We start from the raw sequence: 14,782 nt of genomic DNA, 5'->3' as shown, positions 1-14,782 counted from the left end.
GTCCGGCGCCTGGCTCACCTCAGCCCACCCGCAGGCCGCGGCGCAGGGCGTCGACCTCGTCGGCGAACATGCGGCGGGAGATCTCCGCCGTCTCGACCAGCCCGGACCCGTGGAAGGTGCCCGGGTAGTGCCGCAGCTCGGCCTGCACGCCCGCGTGCGCCAGCCGCCGCGCGTACTCGATGCCTTCGTCCCGCAGCGGATCGAACTGGCACGTCGTCACGAACGCCGGGGGCAGCCCGGACAGGTCGGCGGCCCGGGCCGGGGCCGCGTAGGGCGAGACGTCGCCGCCGCCCGGTTCCGCGCCGAGGTAGGCGGTCCAGCTGTACACCGCGTTCGGCCGGTTCCAGATCGGCGTGTCGGTGTAGTCCCGCATGGACGGGGTGTCCAGCCGGTCGTCCAGCTCCGGGATGCCGAGGTACTGGAAGCACAGCGCCGGGCCGCCGCGGTCGCGGGCCAGCAGGGCCACCGCCGCCGAGAGGCCGCCGCCGGCGCTTTCGCCCGCGACGCCGAGGCGGGCCGGGTCGATGCCCAGCTCGTCCGCCTTGGCCGCGACCCAGGTCAGCGCGGCGTAGCAGTCCTCGACCGGCGCCGGGAACGGGTGCTCGGGGGCCAGCCGGTAGTCCACCGACGCGATGACGATCCCCAGCTCGTCGACCAGGCGCAGCAACGTCGTGTGGAACATGTCCAGGTCACCCATGACGAACCCGCCGCCGTGGATGTAGAGCAGGCCGGGCACCGCGCCGGTGCGGTTCGCCGGCGCGTAGACGCGGACCGGCACGTCCGGGGCGTCGGACGGGCCCGGCGCGGCCAGGTCGCGGACGTCGACGGGGTTCGCCGGTTCGTAGCCCGGCAGGACTTCGGCCAGCTGGGCCATCGAACCGCGCGCGGCCAGCAGGGATTCGTGGTCGGACAGGGTGACCGCCGGCAGCATGTCCAGCCAGGGCACCAGCTCGGGATCGATCGCGTAGGTCATCCTCCGATGATGGGCCGCCGGTTGTGACCGCGGCCACCGCCACGCGGCGGGCGTTGCCGGGCCGGACCTCGCCATCCGGCGGCGGCCGCGCCTATCGTGGCGGCATGAAAGGCCTGCTGCTGAGGCTGTCCGGACTCGACGCCGACGCCGAGAACGCCGTGCGTGTCATCGGGTTCTTCGACCGCCTGATCACCGCGCGCGCCGGCCTGGACGCCTTGGTGCGCAGCACGGCCGAGCTCGCCGGCTGCCCGGTCGGCGTGCACGCGCCGGGGCAGGGGCTGTCGCTGCGTGCGGAACCGGGCGCGGACGTCGTGACTCCCGGCCCGGCGCCCACGGGAGCGGCCACGCGCGTGCTCGAAGGCGGCGTGCTCGTGTGGGTGGCGAGGCCGGGCGAGCCCGTCCCGCTCGACGACATGCTGCTGGAGCGGTTCGCCATCGCCACCGCGATCCTGCTGGAGCACTCCGGCGTGCCCCGGCCCGAGCTCGGGGATCCCGCGCTGGTCGAGCTGGTGCTGTCGGAGGACGTCGGCACGGCCGAGCGGGCGCGGGCGCTGCACCTGCTCGGCATCGCCCCGGCGGCCCGGCTGCGCGTGCTGGCCGGCACCGGCGCCGGCGTGCCCGCCGGGCGGTCGGCGCAGCTGGGCCGCGTGCGGGCGGTCCTGACGGACGACGTGCCCGGCCTGTTGCCCGACGGCACCCGCGCCGGGATCGGCCCGGAGCTGCCCGCCCTCGAGGCGGCCCGGTCGTGGGCGGCGGCCCGGACCGCGCTGCGGTTCACCTCGGCCGCCGAGCCGGTGGTGTGGTGGGAACGGCTGGGCGGCCTCGCCGCGTTCGACGGCAAGCTCGGCCCGGCGGACCTCGCCGAGCTCGCGGACATAAGGGCGCTCGACCGCCTCGCGGCCGAGTCCCACGGCGAGGACATCCTCGCGGCACTCGGCGCGCTCTGCGCGACCGGCTCGGCCCGCAAGGCGGCGGCGGTGCTGCACCGCCACCACAGCACGATGCCGGCCCGGCTGGCGCGGGCCGAAGCCGTCCTCGGCTTCGACGTCGACTCCCCCGCCGGCCGCTTCCGGCTGCACCTGGCCCTCATGCTGCGGCGGTTGCGGGACAACGCCGAGCTCAGCTGACCGGCTTCAGCCCATGGCGCGTCCGCCGCGCGAGGTCCGCCGCGGCGGCGAGCCACTCCGGATGGTCGAAGACGAACCCGGCGGAGCGGCGGCCGCGAGGCAACGCCGAACTCAGCTGACCGCCGCAGCCCGCTACCGCAGCCGCCCGGGATGATCGAACCCAGCCTCGCAGCGCCCCTGCGAAGCAACGCCGAACTCAGCTCACCGGCCGCAACCCGCGCCGCGTCCGCCGCACCAGGTCCGCCGCGGCGGCGGGCCACTCGGGGTGGTCGAAGACGAACCCGGCTTCGAGCAACCGTCCCGGCACCACGCGACGGCTCTTCAGCAGCAGCTCCGTGTCGCTGCGGAGCACGAACGCCCCGATCTCCGCCATCCACTTCGTGGCCGGCAGTCCGAACGGGACACCCGCGGCCGCGCGCAAGGCACGCTGGAAGTCGCGGTACGGCAACGGTTCCGGCGCCGCCAGGTTCACCGGGCCGCTCAGCTCCTCCCGCTCGACGAGGAAGCCGATCGCGCGGACCAGGTCGTCCTCGTGGATCCACGACACGTACTGCCGCCCGCCCGCGACCGGGCCGCCCAGGCCCAGCCGCGCCAGCCGCAGCAGCGCTTCGAAGGCGCCGCCGGGTTCCGGGCTCATCACCATCGATGTCCGCAGCGCGACCTTGCGCGTGTGCGGCGTGTCGGCCAGCCGCTGCTCGCGCTCCCAGGCCTTGGCGATGTCGACGCTGTAGGCCCAGTAGGCGGGCACGTCCGGCTCGTCGCCGCCGAGGACGCCGGTGGTTTCGTCGTTCGGCGCGTCGTGGCGGTGCGCGTAGATCGTCGCCGTGCTCATCTGCAGCCACACCCGCGGCGGCCGCGCGGCGCGGGCGATCGCGCCGCCGACGACCCGCGCCGAGTCGACGCGTGAGCTCATCATCTCCCGCAGGTTCGCCCGCGTGTACCGGCAGTTCACCGACCGGCCGGCCAGGTTGAGCACGACGTCGCTGCCGTCGACCTCCGCCGTCCACGGCCCCGCACCGCGCCCGTCCCAGCGGACGTGCCGCACCCCCGGCTCCGGCCGGGCCTCCCCTCGCGTCAGCACGACGACTTCGTGGCCTTGCCCGGCCAGCGCGCGGCTCAGCACGCGCCCGAGGTGACCGGTGCCGCCCGGTATCACAACCTTCATGGGTCTCACGCTACCGCAAGAGTTGAACGCGTTCAAATATCACGGAAAGTCATAGCCGGGAGAGGGCCGTCGACCGGCGCCGAGAGCCGCTCCGGGGAGCACTCGAGATCAGCTGCGACCGCCGGGCAAGATCACGGGACGGTCTCCGCCATTCGGCCGAACGGGTGGCGAAACCCGCAGGTCACGGTTCGGGCATCGGAACTTTTTTCGCAGTGAAACGATGACGGTCCGGCCCGATCCCGCGCGCGTAACACGGCTCGCCTCCGGACACAAGGGACCTCCGGCCTTCGCAGTCGGGCCGGTCGCCCGAGGTGAAGATCGCCGCGGAATTCGCACACTCTTCGTGACGGTCCACACGGACCACTCCGGTGTGCCCCGAGCCCCTCCGCACCGGCCTTCCCGACGTAACAGCCTTCAGGAGAAACTCATGCGCAAGATCAGCAAGCGGTCCGCGGTCGTCCTCGGTGCCGCCGGGGTCGTGGTCGTCGCAGGTGTCGCCTACGCGGCCTGGACGAGCACCGGCGCCGGTTCGGGCTCGGTCACCTCGACGACGTCGCAGGACTCGGTGATCTCCTCCACCGACACCGGCACCGCGCTCTACCCCGGCGCTTCCACCACATTCACGGTCAAGATCACCAACCCGAACGACTACTCCGTCGCGGTGAACAGCATCAGCGCCGGTTCGTCGAACCTGGTCAACGGCTGCGCCGCCGGAACCGTGACCAGTGCGGCCGTCACGAATCCCGGCACCATCGCCGGAAAGGGCGAGGCCACCTTCACCCTGACCGCGACCATGGCGCCCACCGCCACCGACGCCTGCAAGGGCCAGATCTTCACGCTGCCGCTGACCGCCACCCTGTCGTCGAACGCCTGATCCCGCCCCGGCGGGGCGGCGTTCCAGGCGCCGCCCCGCCCTTCTCCGGAAGGACCCCGATGTCCAGGTGGCGGATCGGCCTCCCGGCGGGCGCGCTCGCGGTCGTCGTGCTCACGTGGTTTTCAGCGGGCCCGGTGCCCGTGGCGAACACCGCGAGCGGCAACGGCATCAAGCAGTTCGGCATCGCCGACGTCCCCGGCCGGGCGACCGCGCTGTTCCCCGGCGCGACCGGGAACCGGTGGATCCGGCTGGCCAACGCGGAAAACTTCCCCATCCTCGTCCAGACCGTGACGGCGGCGGTCGGCAAACCGGTCGACAGCCGGGGCCGGACCGTCGCGGCCTGCCCGGCGTCGTCGGTGCGGGTCGACGCGCTCGCGGCGCCGATCACGGTCCCCGGCAGCGGGACCGCCGACGTCGCGCTCACCACCCACATGCTGCCCGGCACCCCCGACGCGTGCCGGTCGCTCACCTTTCCCCTGACCTACACAGGAACGGCGGTCAAGCCATGAAGAACCCGACCCTGCGCCGCGTGCTCGTGGTCACCACGGTGGTCGGCGCGACGCTGGGCGGCGGGATCGCCGTCGCGGCGTGGACGAGCTCCGGCACGGGCACGGCCGGCGCGAAGGCCGGCACGGCCGCGGCCCCGACGACCGGCACGGTGGACGCCTCGGCGCTCACCACCGGCCTGCTCTACCCGGGCGTCGACGGCAACGCCCTAATCCGGATCACCAACCCCAACCCGTACCCGGTCAAGGTCACCGGCGTCACCGGCAACGGGACGGCGACCGCCACCGGGACCTGCCCGGGCAACACCGTGACGTGGAACGCGAAGCAGCCCAACACCGTGATCGCCGCCGGCGACACCGCGACGATCACGCTGACCGGCGCGGTTTCGATGGCACCGACGGCCGCCGACGCGTGCCAAGGTGCGGTTTTCACCATCCCGGTCACGGTGACGGTGAGCTCGTGAGCGCGGCTCGGGTGACGTTCGCGGCGGTGCTGGTGGCCACGGCCTGGACCACGGCGATCACCGGCATCACCCTGGTCGGCGCGGCCAAGGCGGAGGCGGCGTGGCTGAAGTCCGGGCCCGGCACCGCCGCCGCACGAGCCCTCACGCTGACCGCACCGAGTTCTTTCACCGTTACGACGATCAGGTGCACCGGCAACGGAAACCGGCAGGTCTCCATGGCCTGGAGTGCGGTCACCGGTGCTGCGAACTACGAGATCTACGCGACCACGACGACCGGCACCAACGGCCAGGTGCTCACGACCACCGCCGCGACCACGATCGCCAGCCTTGACCTTCCGTACCGGCCCGCGGTGATCACCGTACGCGGCCTCAACACCAACTGGCGCGGGGTGGCCTCCGACCCGGCGACCGGTTGCCCCTAGCGAGGTCGAACCCGACCCAAACCCGACAACCAAAGGAAATCCCATGCTGGAAAAACTGCGTGCCGCCCGTGGGCACGAGGACGGCTTCACCCTCATCGAACTGCTCATCGTCGTGGTGATCCTCGGCGTGCTCGCCGCGGTCGCCGTGTTCGGTGTGCAGGCGTTCAACGGCGAAGGCAAGGCCGCCGCCTGCGAGACCGACTGGAAGAGCGTCGAGACCGCCAACGAGGCCCTCTACGCCAAGACCGGCGCCTACGCCGCCGACACCGCCGAACTCAAGACCAAGAACTTCCTCAAGGACGAGCCCTCGACCACCAACGGCTACACCATCTCCATCGACAAGGCGACTGGTGCTGTCAAGGCGACCGGCGCCTGCACCCACTGACCCGTCCACCGCGGGGTGGGGCGACCCACCCCGCGGCACCACCGTCCGAAGAGGACCCCTCGCCCCGGAGGAGACCCATGCCCACCCTGACCGGCAGCCGCGTCGACGGCCTGCTCGAAGCGCTCTGGCAGGCGCGTGGCACCGACCTGCTGCTCACCGCCGGCCTGCCGCCCCAGCTGCGCGTGCACGGCGACCTCTCCGCGGTCCCCGGCCACCCGGCCCTCACCGGCGAGGACACCGGCGCTCTGCTCGCCGAACTGCTGAACGACGACCAGGCACGCGCCTGGCGGGCCGCTCACGAATTCGACTTCTCCTTCAGCTGGCGCGACCAGGCCCGCGTCCGCGGCAACGCCTTCACCCAGCGCGGCGAGACCGTCGTCGCGCTGCGGATGTTCCCGCGGCGGATCCCCGGCATGGACGAACTCGGCCTGCCGCCGGTCCTCACCGACTTCGCCCGGCGGCACCAGGGTCTCGTGCTCGTCACCGGGCCGACCGGCTCCGGCAAGTCCACCACGCTCGCCGCCGTCATCGACCGGATCAACACCGAGCGCGCCTGCCACATCCTCACCGTCGAGGACCCGATCGAGTACGTCCACGACCACCGGCGGTCCGCCGTCAACCAGCGCGAGGTCGGCACCGACACCGAGTCCTTCCCCGCCGCCCTGCGCAGCGCGTTGCGGGAGGACCCCGACGTCCTGATGGTCGGCGAGATGCGCGACCTCGATTCGATCCGGTTCGCCCTCACCATCGCCGAGACCGGGCACCTGGTCTTCGCCACCCTGCACACCAACGACACCGCGCAGTCCCTCGCCCGGATGATCGACGTCTTCCCGGCCGGGCAGCAGGAACAGGTGCGGGTGCAGCTCGCCGCGGCCCTGACCGGGATCGTCTACCAGCGGCTCCTGCCGCGCACCGGCGGCGGGCTCATCGCCGCCTTCGAGGTCCTGGTGGCGAACACCGCGGTCCGCAACCTCATCAAGGAAGGCAAGCCGCACCAGCTGCGCAACGCGCTGGTGACCGGCAGCCGCGACGGCATGGTGACCCTGGAACAGTCCCTGTCCGCGCTCGTCGCCGCCGGGCTGGTCTCCCCCGCCGACGCGGCCGCCCGCAGCCTCCACCCGCAGGACATCGACCCGCGTCCCCGGCCGCGGAGCGTGCCGGCATGAGACTCCGCACCCAGCCCCGCACCGTCGACCTCCGCACGGTGACCCCGGACCGCGCGGCGGCCGAACTGCTCGGCGAGGCCCAGGCCCGCGAGCTCTGCGCGATCCCCCTGGCCGTCCGCGAGGACACCGTGCTGGTCGCGGTCGCCGACCCGGCCACCGCCCCCGCGCTGCAGGCGGCGCTCGGCCGTCCGGTGACCGTCGCCGTCGCCGCCCCCGCCAACATCCTGGCCACCATCGGCCGCACCTACCGGGCGCTCACCGGCGTCGACCAGCAGGTCAAGGCGTTCGAAGCGCGCGACGCCGTCCGGCGGGAGACCGCCCGCGCCGGGGCGCCGGCCACCGCGAACGACGACGCGCCGGTCGTGCACGTCGTCGCCCTGATGATCACCCAGGCCCTGCGCGACCGGGCCTCCGACATCCACGTCGAGCCGCAGGCCGAGCGGGTCCGCGTCCGCTACCGCATCGACGGCGTGCTCCACGACGTCCTGGACCTGCCCGGCTCGATGGGGCCCGCGGTGACCAGCCGGATCAAGATCCTCGCCGGGATGAACATCGTCGAGCGCCGCCGTCCGCAGGACGGCCAGATCAGCATGGACGTCGAAGACCGGCCGGTGGACATCCGGGTGGCGACGACGCCGGTCGTCGGCGGCGAGAAGGTCGTGCTGCGGCTGCTGGACAAGAGCCGCCCGCTGTTCCGGCTGCCGCAGCTGGGCATGCCGGAGGAGATGGCCGCGCGCTACACCGGCGTGCTGCAGTCGCCCTACGGCATGGTGATCTGCGCCGGGCCGACCGGCAGCGGCAAGACCACGACGCTCTACGGCTCGCTGGGCGAGCTCGACAGCAGCGAACGCAACATCATGACCATCGAGGACCCGGTCGAGTACACCATGTCCTCGATCAACCAGATCCAGATCAACGAGCAGGCCGGCGTCACCTTCGCCGACGGCCTGAAGTCGATCCTGCGCCAGGACCCCGACGTCATCCTCGTCGGCGAGGTCCGCGACGTCGACACCGCGCGCATCGCCGTCCAGTCCGCGCTCACCGGGCACTTCGTGCTCTCGTCGCTGCACGCCACCGACGCGGCGTCGGCGCTGCACCGGCTGCTGGACATGGGGATCGAGAACTTCCTCGTGGCATCCTCGGTGACCGCGGTGCTCGCCCAGCGGCTCGTCCGGCGGATCTGCCTGCGCTGCCGCGAGTACTACGAGCCGTCCGCGGAGGAAGTGTCCTTCCTGGACTCTCTCGGCGCGGACGAGCCCGCCGGCGGGTTCGTCCGCGGCGCCGGGTGCAACTTCTGCGCCCAGACCGGGTTCCTCGACCGCACCGGCGTCTACGAGCTGATGCCGGCCAGCGACGGGATCCGCACGCTGGTGCTGGAGAGCGCGCCACATCGAGAGGTCCACGAGCTGGCCCGCAAGGAGGGCATGCGGACGCTGCAGGACGAGGCCCTGCGGCTGGTCGCCGAGGGCGTCACCACCCCGGCCGAAGTGCTGCGGTCGATCTACCTCACCGGAGGGGCCCGATGAACCGGTACGCCTACGTCGCCACCGGCCCGGACGGCCGCCGCACCAGCGGGGTCCAGAAGGCCGCCGACGCCGACTCCGCCGTCCTCGCGCTCTACGAGCGCGAACTGCGGGACATCGAGATCAGCGAGAAGAAGAGCATCCTGCGCATGGAGCTCACCGCGCCCCGGGTCAAGCGCGAGGTCGTCATGCACCTGTCCCGCCAGCTCGGCGCGTTCGTCCGGGCCGGGGTGCCGCTCATCGACGCGGTCCGGATCCTCGGCGACGAGACGACGAACTCCTCGGTGACGCGGATGCTGCGCTCGGTCGAGCAGGGACTGCGCGCCGGCGACCGGCTGTCCGACTGCGTCGACCGGCACCCGAAGATCTTCCCCGAGTTCTACCGCGAGATCCTGCGCTCGGCCGAGCTGACCGGGCAGCTCGACGTCGTCCTCGACCGGCTCGCCGGGTACCTGGAGCGCGACCTCGAAGCCCGGCGCCGGGTCAAGGCCGCGCTGATCTACCCGGCGATGATCGCGCTGATGTCGGTCGTCACCGTCGTCGTGCTCGCCACCTTCGTGCTGCCGCGGTTCAGGACGTTCTTCGCCAGCCTGAACGCGAAGCTGCCGCTGCCGACGCGGATCCTGCTGGGCGTCACCGACTTCCTCGGCGCGTGGTGGTGGGCGCTGCTGGCGGGGCTCTTCGCGGGCATCGCGCTGTACGCCCTCGCCGTCCGGACGCCCGGCGGCCGGTACGCCCGCGACAGCGTGCTGCTCGCCGTCCCGGCGATCGGCCCGGCCGTGCGGCACGCGCTCGTCGAGCGGTTCTGCCGGATCCTGTCGTCGATGGTGGGGGCCGGGGTCCCGCTGCCCGAGGCGCTGCGGGTCGCGACGGACTCCCTGCGCAACCGCGTGTTCATGCGCGCGCTGGCCCGGGTCGGGCACGCCGTGCTCGAAGGCGAGGGCCTGGCCCGCCCGCTCACCGGCTCCGGGCTGTTCCCGGTGACGGCCGCGCAGATGATCCGCGTCGGCGAGGACACCGGCACCCTCGACACCCAGCTCGAGGTCACCGCCCAGTACTACGAAGGCGAGCTGGACTACCGGCTGAAGAAGCTCACCGCGCTGTTCGAGCCGGTCGTCATCGTGGTGATGGGGCTGGTCGTCGGGTTCGTCGCGGTCGCGCTGGTGTCGGCGATGTACGGCATCTTCGACCAGGTGCACGTCTGATGCGCGGCGACCGGGGCGAGAGCCTCCTCGAGCTGCTCGTCGCGGTCGCGATCCTGGGGGTCGCGGTCGCCGCGATCGTCGGCGGGGTCGGGGTTTCGGTGCTGATGTCCGACGTCCACCGCAAGCAGGCGACGGCGGGCGCGGGGGTGCGCGACTTCGGCGAGGCGATCGAGAACCAGGTGATGGCGGGCGGCTACTTCGCGTGCGCCACTCCGGCGAAGTACGCCAGCCCGGCCGGGTTCACCGCGCCGGCGGGGTTCACGCCCTCGGTGACCGCGGTGAAGTACTGGACCGGCTCCGCGTGGTCCGGGACCTGCGGCACCGACAGCGGGCTGCAGCAGCTGACCCTGCAGGTCGCCAGCGGTGACGGGCGGGCGAACGAGAAGCTGGTCGTCGTGGTGCGCAAGCGCTGCGGGCTCGGGGAGGCGCCGTGCTGAGCCGCCGGTCCGATGCCGGGTTCACCGTCGTCGAGCTCCTGGTCGTCATCGTCATCCTGGGCGTGATCGCCGCGCCGATCGCCAATGTGGTGATCGGCGCGATCCGGAACACCGACACGACGTCGGCGCGGCTCGCCGTGTCGCACGACGCCCAGCAGAGCGCGGCCTTCTTCGCCCAGGACGTCGCCGCCGTCGGGTTGCGGGACTACTCGGGGCAGATCGCGAACGGCGCCGTACCGTATTCGCCGTCGATCCAGCTCGGGGCGGCCTACGACGCCGGCGGCCAGGTCTGCGGCACGGCCGCGACGCCGATTTCGCTGGTGCGGCTGCTGTCCGACGACTGGGACACCACCACGCCGGCCACGACGCGGCGCACCGCGATCGTCGCCTACTACCTGGCCGGCACCGAACTGCACCGCCTGCGCTGCCTGGGCTCCGCGACACCGGTGTCCGACGCCGTCGTCGCGCACAACGTCCAGGCCGGCACTCCGGCGGTGACCTGCTCCAGCACGTGCACGGCCGCGGCGGTCCCGCTGTGGGTGAAGCTCACCTTCACCGCCGTCGCACGCAACGCCGACCCCTACCCCATCACCCTGTTCGGGCAACGGAGGCAGACATGAAGCGCGACGACTCCGGGGCCGCGCTGCCGCTGGTGCTCATCCTGGTCACGGTGATCGCGGTGGTGACCGGCGCGCTGCTGTCCTTCGCCGACACCAGCGTCCGGACCACCGTGAACCTCCGCGACCAGGCCGCGTCGGCCTACACCGCCGACGGCGCGTTGCAGGCGGCGATCAACCAGATCCGCACCAGCACCTTCACCGGGGCCGCCGGGCAGCACTGCTTCGGCGCGTCCGACACGCTGAACCTGCCGGACTCCGGGGCCGGCGCGGCGGCCGTGTCGTGCACCGCCGACCCGGCGAAGGTGCTGATCCAGTGCCCTTCGCTGAGCGTGTGCAACCGGCCGGGCAGTGCCATCCTCACCCTGGGCACCGGCGGCGAGGACGGGCTCAACATCCAGCAGCCGACCGGCTCGTCGTTCAAGGTGCACGGCGTCGTCTATTCGAACTCCAACATCAACGTCGTCAACGGCTCGCTCGACACCAACACCGCGGTGTACGCGCGCGGCGCCTGCTCGGGCACGATCCGGAGCACGCCCGCGGCGTCGTGCGGCTACGGCGGGTCGAGCCTCGGCGCCGACCCGGGCTACGCGCCGGCGCTGACGTCGGTGCCGCCGCGCCAGAACCTGCCCGCCTGCACCAAGCCCGGTTCGCTGGTCACCTTCCAGCCCGGGTACTACGACGACGCGGCCGGGCTCTCGGCGATGATGTCGAGCAGCAGCAAGTGCAAGGACAGCACGTTCTGGTTCACGCCCGGCGCGTACTACTTCGACTTCCACAACAGCGACGCGGCCCGGCCGCCGTCGCTGCCCGGCGGCGACGACGTGTGGACGGTCGACAACGGGTTCCTCGTCGCGGGCACGCCGGTGGACGGCAGCGGGCGGATCATCGCCAAGCCGGCGGTCCCGGCGAACATCCCCGGGGCCTGCGACAACCCGATCGACGACGCGAAGGCGGTCGGCGTCCAGTTCGTCTTCGGCGGCGACAGCCGGCTGGCGGTCAAGGCCGGGCAGGTGGAGATCTGCGGTACCTACAGCGCCGACCACCCGCCGGTGGCGGTGTACGGCCTGACCTCGGGCGCGGAGACGCCGGTGACGGCCACGCTCACCCCGGGCGGCACGCCATCCGGCACGTTCACCAGCGCCCCGGCAGGCAGCCTTTCCACTGTGGACGGAAACCTCGCCACCTGGACCAACAACGGCAACGGCAACCAGAGCGCCACCCTGACCGCCGCCGGCTACGCGCCGCCGGCGGCGATTCCGGCGGGCTCGCTGCTCAAGTCGGCGAAGATCCGCGTGGTGCACGGCAACGACAACGGGACGAACCAGGACAACCTGTCCGTGCAGCTGACGCCGTCGGGCGGGACGGCGGGCAGCCCGCTGCCGGTCCCGGCGTACTCGGACAAGGTGCTGCACACCGACCTGGTCGACGTCACCGACGCCCTGGCCCAGCGCGTCTACGACGGCACGTTCACCGGTGCGCAGCTGAGCTACACGGCCGCGGTGAAGCACAAGGGCACCGAGCAGGTCGACGCGCTGCAGCTGGAACTCGTCTACACCCCGCCCGCGCTGCGCGCCGAAAGCGGCTGCACGCAGCTGCCGTACACGACCAGCGCGGCGTGCGCGCTCGTGACGTCGGTGAACAACTCCGGCAACCGGTTCTACGTGCAGGGGACGACGTACGCGCCCAAGGCCGTCCTGGACATCACCCTGAACAACGCCACCGAGCCGATCTTCCGCTTCGGCGTGATCGCCCGGTCGTTGTGGGTGAAGGAAACCGGGAGCGTGACGTTCGCCGGCGCGGTGATCGAGGTCCCGGACGACTCCCCCGGGTTCGTCTTCGGGGTCTACCTGTCCGCCTACGTCTGCCCCGGCGCGGGGACGTGCGCGCCGGGCGGCACCCCGGCGGCCCGGGCGCGGGTGGCCTATGTGGACGGTGATCCGGCGAACCCGGTGGCGGGCGCTCGCCAGGTGTCCGTGCTGAGCTGGTCCGGGAGCCGGTGACCGCTCAGGCCAGGCCTGCCAGCCGCTGGTAGGCCTGGCTCAGCGGACCGGCCGCGAAAAGCGCCACCAGGGCCCCGGCGATCATGAACGGCCCGAACGGCAACGCCGTCTTGCGGCCGCCCTTGCCCGTCGCGAGCACCACGGCACCCGCCAGCGCGCCGAGCAGGAACCCGCCGAACGCGCCGATAAGCAACGCCGACCAGGAGACGTACGCGAGAACCCCGCCCAGGATGCCCGCGAGCTTGACGTCGCCGAAGCCCATGCCGGCCGGGTACGCGAGCGCGAGGACGAGGTAGAAGCCGAACAGCGCGGCGCCGCCGATCCCGGCTCGGGCCAGCGACCACCAGTCGTCGCGCCACCAGGCCGACGCCGTCAGCAGGACCGCGAGCACCGGGTAGGACGGCAGCACGATGGCGTCCGGCAGGCGGCGGCAGTCGAGGTCGATCAGGGCGAGCGCGATCCCGATCGCGCCGAAGTACAGGAACGCGGGCAGGTCCGGCGGACCGAACCGCAGCGCCAGCAGCGCGAACAGCACCCCGGTGCCCAGCTCGACCAGCGGGTAGCGGACGCTGATCCGCTTGCCGCAGCCCGCGCACCGGCCGCGCAGGACCAGCCAGCCCAGGACGGGGACGTTGTGCCGCGCCCGGATCTGCTGCCCGCAGTCCGGGCACCGCGACGGCGGCCGGACGACCGACTCCCCCCGCGGCACCCGGTGGACGACGACGTTGAGGAACGACCCGACGAGCAGGCCGAGCACGGCCGCCACCACGACCAGCACCGCCATCGGGCTCCTCCGGAATCGGGTCGGGAACGCCGCAGATCTTGCCCGACGACGCCCCGCCCCGCGACCGGGCCGTGTGGGGAGGGGCATCAACCGTGATCGAGCGGGCACCACGTGTGATTGAGCGGGCATCGCGGTGATGCCCCTCCAGTCACGGGTGATGCCTCTCCAGTCACGCTTGATGCCCCTCTGGACACGCGTGATGCCCCTCGCGGCACGGGAAACAGGCCCGGACGTCGCCGGACGGGCCTAGAGTGCTGGGGATGACCGAGGGAACTCCGCCGCCGATCGTCACCGGGGTGGACGGGTCGGCCGAGTCGCTCGACGCCGTCCGGTGGGCCGCGCGGACCGCGCGCCTGCGGGAGGCGCCGCTGGAGATCGTCCACGCCCTCGACGTCTCCGCGCTGCTCGCGGGCGGGGTCGTGCCGCCGCCGGACGAGATGGTGGACGCCCTGCGCGCGCGGGGGCGCCGGGCGCTGAGGACCGCGCGGGAGCTCGCCGCCGCGCAAGGCGTTGCCGGCGCCGTCACCCGGCTGGATCCGGACCGGGCGACCCAGGCGCTGGTCGAAGCGTCGCGGACCGCGTCGCTGCTCGTCGTCGGGGCGGCGGGGCACGGCAGGCTGACCAGCCTGCTCGCCGGCTCGGTCGCCGCCGCCGTCGGCACCCACGCCCACTGCGACACCGTCGTCGTCCGCGGGGACAGCTGGGACGAACCGGCCGCGGCCGGCCGCCCGGTCGTCACCGGTATCGACGGCAGCGAGGCCGGCGCCCGGGTCCTGGCCGCGGCCCTCACCGAAGCCCGCGCGCGCCGGGCGCCGCTGGTCGTCCTGCACGCCTGGGCGGACACCCCGCCGCCGCACCCGGACCCGCGGTGCGTCACCGAGGCCGGGCAGCGGCTGCTCGGCGAGCGGGTCCTGGCCCACGACACCGGTGACGTCGAAGTCGAGCGGGTCGTGGTCCACGCCCACCCGCGGCGGGAGCTCGTCGAGCGCAGCGGCAGCGCCCAGCTCGTCGTCCTCGGCGACCGCGGCCGCGGCGGCTTCCCCGGCCTGCTGCTCGGCTCCACCGGCCAGGCCCTGCTGCACCACGCCGCCTGCCCGGTCCTGCTGGTGCGCACGACCGCCTGAAGGGAAG

Annotated in this window: 16 protein-coding genes; 13 read left to right on the top strand and 3 right to left on the bottom strand. The window is 73.0% G+C overall.

Annotated features, from left to right (window positions below; genetic code table 11):
* Positions 1-19: 19 nt before the first annotated feature.
* Complete coding sequence (locus AB0G28_RS08195) at positions 20-973, bottom strand: alpha/beta hydrolase (RefSeq protein WP_361084588.1); 954 nt, start codon at positions 971-973, stop codon at positions 20-22.
* Positions 974-1,077: 104 nt separating this feature from the next.
* Between AB0G28_RS08195 and AB0G28_RS08190 the strand changes: the two genes are divergently transcribed.
* Positions 1,078-2,100 (top strand): helix-turn-helix domain-containing protein, encoded by a 1,023-nt coding sequence (locus AB0G28_RS08190; protein ID WP_361084585.1) that lies wholly within the window; start codon positions 1,078-1,080, stop codon positions 2,098-2,100.
* A 196-nt stretch (positions 2,101-2,296) separates the two neighbouring features.
* Here the strand turns inward: AB0G28_RS08190 and AB0G28_RS08185 are convergent, their stop codons facing one another.
* Positions 2,297-3,265 (bottom strand): TIGR01777 family oxidoreductase, encoded by a 969-nt coding sequence (locus tag AB0G28_RS08185; RefSeq protein ID WP_361084582.1) that lies wholly within the window; start codon positions 3,263-3,265, stop codon positions 2,297-2,299.
* Between the two features lie 427 nt (positions 3,266-3,692).
* Between AB0G28_RS08185 and AB0G28_RS08180 the strand changes: the two genes are divergently transcribed.
* The 11 genes from AB0G28_RS08180 (at position 3,693) to AB0G28_RS08130 (ending at position 12,867) form a co-directional block, all read left to right on the top strand.
* Entirely contained in the window at positions 3,693-4,139 is a 447-nt protein-coding gene (locus tag AB0G28_RS08180; protein ID WP_361084579.1) for a hypothetical protein, read from the top strand.
* Between the two features lie 59 nt (positions 4,140-4,198).
* Positions 4,199-4,648, top strand: a complete 450-nt coding sequence (locus tag AB0G28_RS08175) for a hypothetical protein (protein ID WP_361084576.1) — start codon at positions 4,199-4,201, stop codon at positions 4,646-4,648.
* Positions 4,645-5,109, top strand: coding sequence for a hypothetical protein (locus AB0G28_RS08170; protein ID WP_361084573.1), 465 nt, complete (start codon positions 4,645-4,647; stop codon positions 5,107-5,109). The genes AB0G28_RS08175 and AB0G28_RS08170 overlap by 4 nt, the downstream gene beginning before the upstream one ends.
* Positions 5,106-5,531, top strand: coding sequence for a hypothetical protein (locus tag AB0G28_RS08165; protein WP_361084570.1), 426 nt, complete (start codon positions 5,106-5,108; stop codon positions 5,529-5,531). Before AB0G28_RS08170 ends, AB0G28_RS08165 begins: the two co-directional genes overlap by 4 nt.
* 43 nt (positions 5,532-5,574) lie before the next feature.
* The gene (locus AB0G28_RS08160; RefSeq protein WP_361084567.1) at positions 5,575-5,916 is read left to right on the top strand and encodes a prepilin-type N-terminal cleavage/methylation domain-containing protein; all 342 of its coding nucleotides are present in this window, start codon (positions 5,575-5,577) and stop codon (positions 5,914-5,916) included.
* Between the two features lie 77 nt (positions 5,917-5,993).
* Entirely contained in the window at positions 5,994-7,082 is a 1,089-nt protein-coding gene (locus AB0G28_RS08155; RefSeq protein WP_361084564.1) for a type IV pilus twitching motility protein PilT, read from the top strand.
* Positions 7,079-8,608, top strand: a complete 1,530-nt coding sequence (locus AB0G28_RS08150; RefSeq protein WP_361084561.1) for a GspE/PulE family protein — start codon at positions 7,079-7,081, stop codon at positions 8,606-8,608. Before AB0G28_RS08155 ends, AB0G28_RS08150 begins: the two co-directional genes overlap by 4 nt.
* A complete protein-coding gene (locus tag AB0G28_RS08145) occupies positions 8,605-9,810 on the top strand; it encodes a type II secretion system F family protein (protein WP_361084558.1) in 1,206 nt (401 codons plus the stop codon). Before AB0G28_RS08150 ends, AB0G28_RS08145 begins: the two co-directional genes overlap by 4 nt.
* Complete coding sequence (locus tag AB0G28_RS08140; protein WP_361084555.1) at positions 9,810-10,247, top strand: prepilin-type N-terminal cleavage/methylation domain-containing protein; 438 nt, start codon at positions 9,810-9,812, stop codon at positions 10,245-10,247. The genes AB0G28_RS08145 and AB0G28_RS08140 overlap by 1 nt, the downstream gene beginning before the upstream one ends.
* The gene (locus AB0G28_RS08135; RefSeq protein WP_361084552.1) at positions 10,241-10,867 is read left to right on the top strand and encodes a prepilin-type N-terminal cleavage/methylation domain-containing protein; all 627 of its coding nucleotides are present in this window, start codon (positions 10,241-10,243) and stop codon (positions 10,865-10,867) included. Before AB0G28_RS08140 ends, AB0G28_RS08135 begins: the two co-directional genes overlap by 7 nt.
* Positions 10,864-12,867 carry a hypothetical protein gene (locus AB0G28_RS08130; protein WP_361084549.1) on the top strand — a complete coding sequence of 668 codons (2,004 nt, stop codon included), beginning with the start codon at positions 10,864-10,866 and terminating at the stop codon, positions 12,865-12,867. The genes AB0G28_RS08135 and AB0G28_RS08130 overlap by 4 nt, the downstream gene beginning before the upstream one ends.
* 4 nt (positions 12,868-12,871) lie before the next feature.
* On the opposite strand, the gene AB0G28_RS08125 is transcribed toward AB0G28_RS08130, so the two are convergent.
* Entirely contained in the window at positions 12,872-13,651 is a 780-nt protein-coding gene (locus AB0G28_RS08125) for a prepilin peptidase (RefSeq protein WP_361084546.1), read from the bottom strand.
* Positions 13,652-13,911: 260 nt separating this feature from the next.
* Between AB0G28_RS08125 and AB0G28_RS08120 the strand changes: the two genes are divergently transcribed.
* Complete coding sequence (locus tag AB0G28_RS08120) at positions 13,912-14,775, top strand: universal stress protein (protein WP_361084543.1); 864 nt, start codon at positions 13,912-13,914, stop codon at positions 14,773-14,775.
* Positions 14,776-14,782: the final 7 nt, after the last annotated feature.

This window comes from Amycolatopsis sp. NPDC021455 (assembly GCF_040640995.1).
Taxonomy (GTDB): Bacteria; Actinomycetota; Actinomycetes; order Mycobacteriales; family Pseudonocardiaceae; genus Amycolatopsis.
The sequence above is the reverse complement of the archived record's forward strand: the minus strand, read 5'-3'. Positions and strand labels throughout refer to the sequence as shown.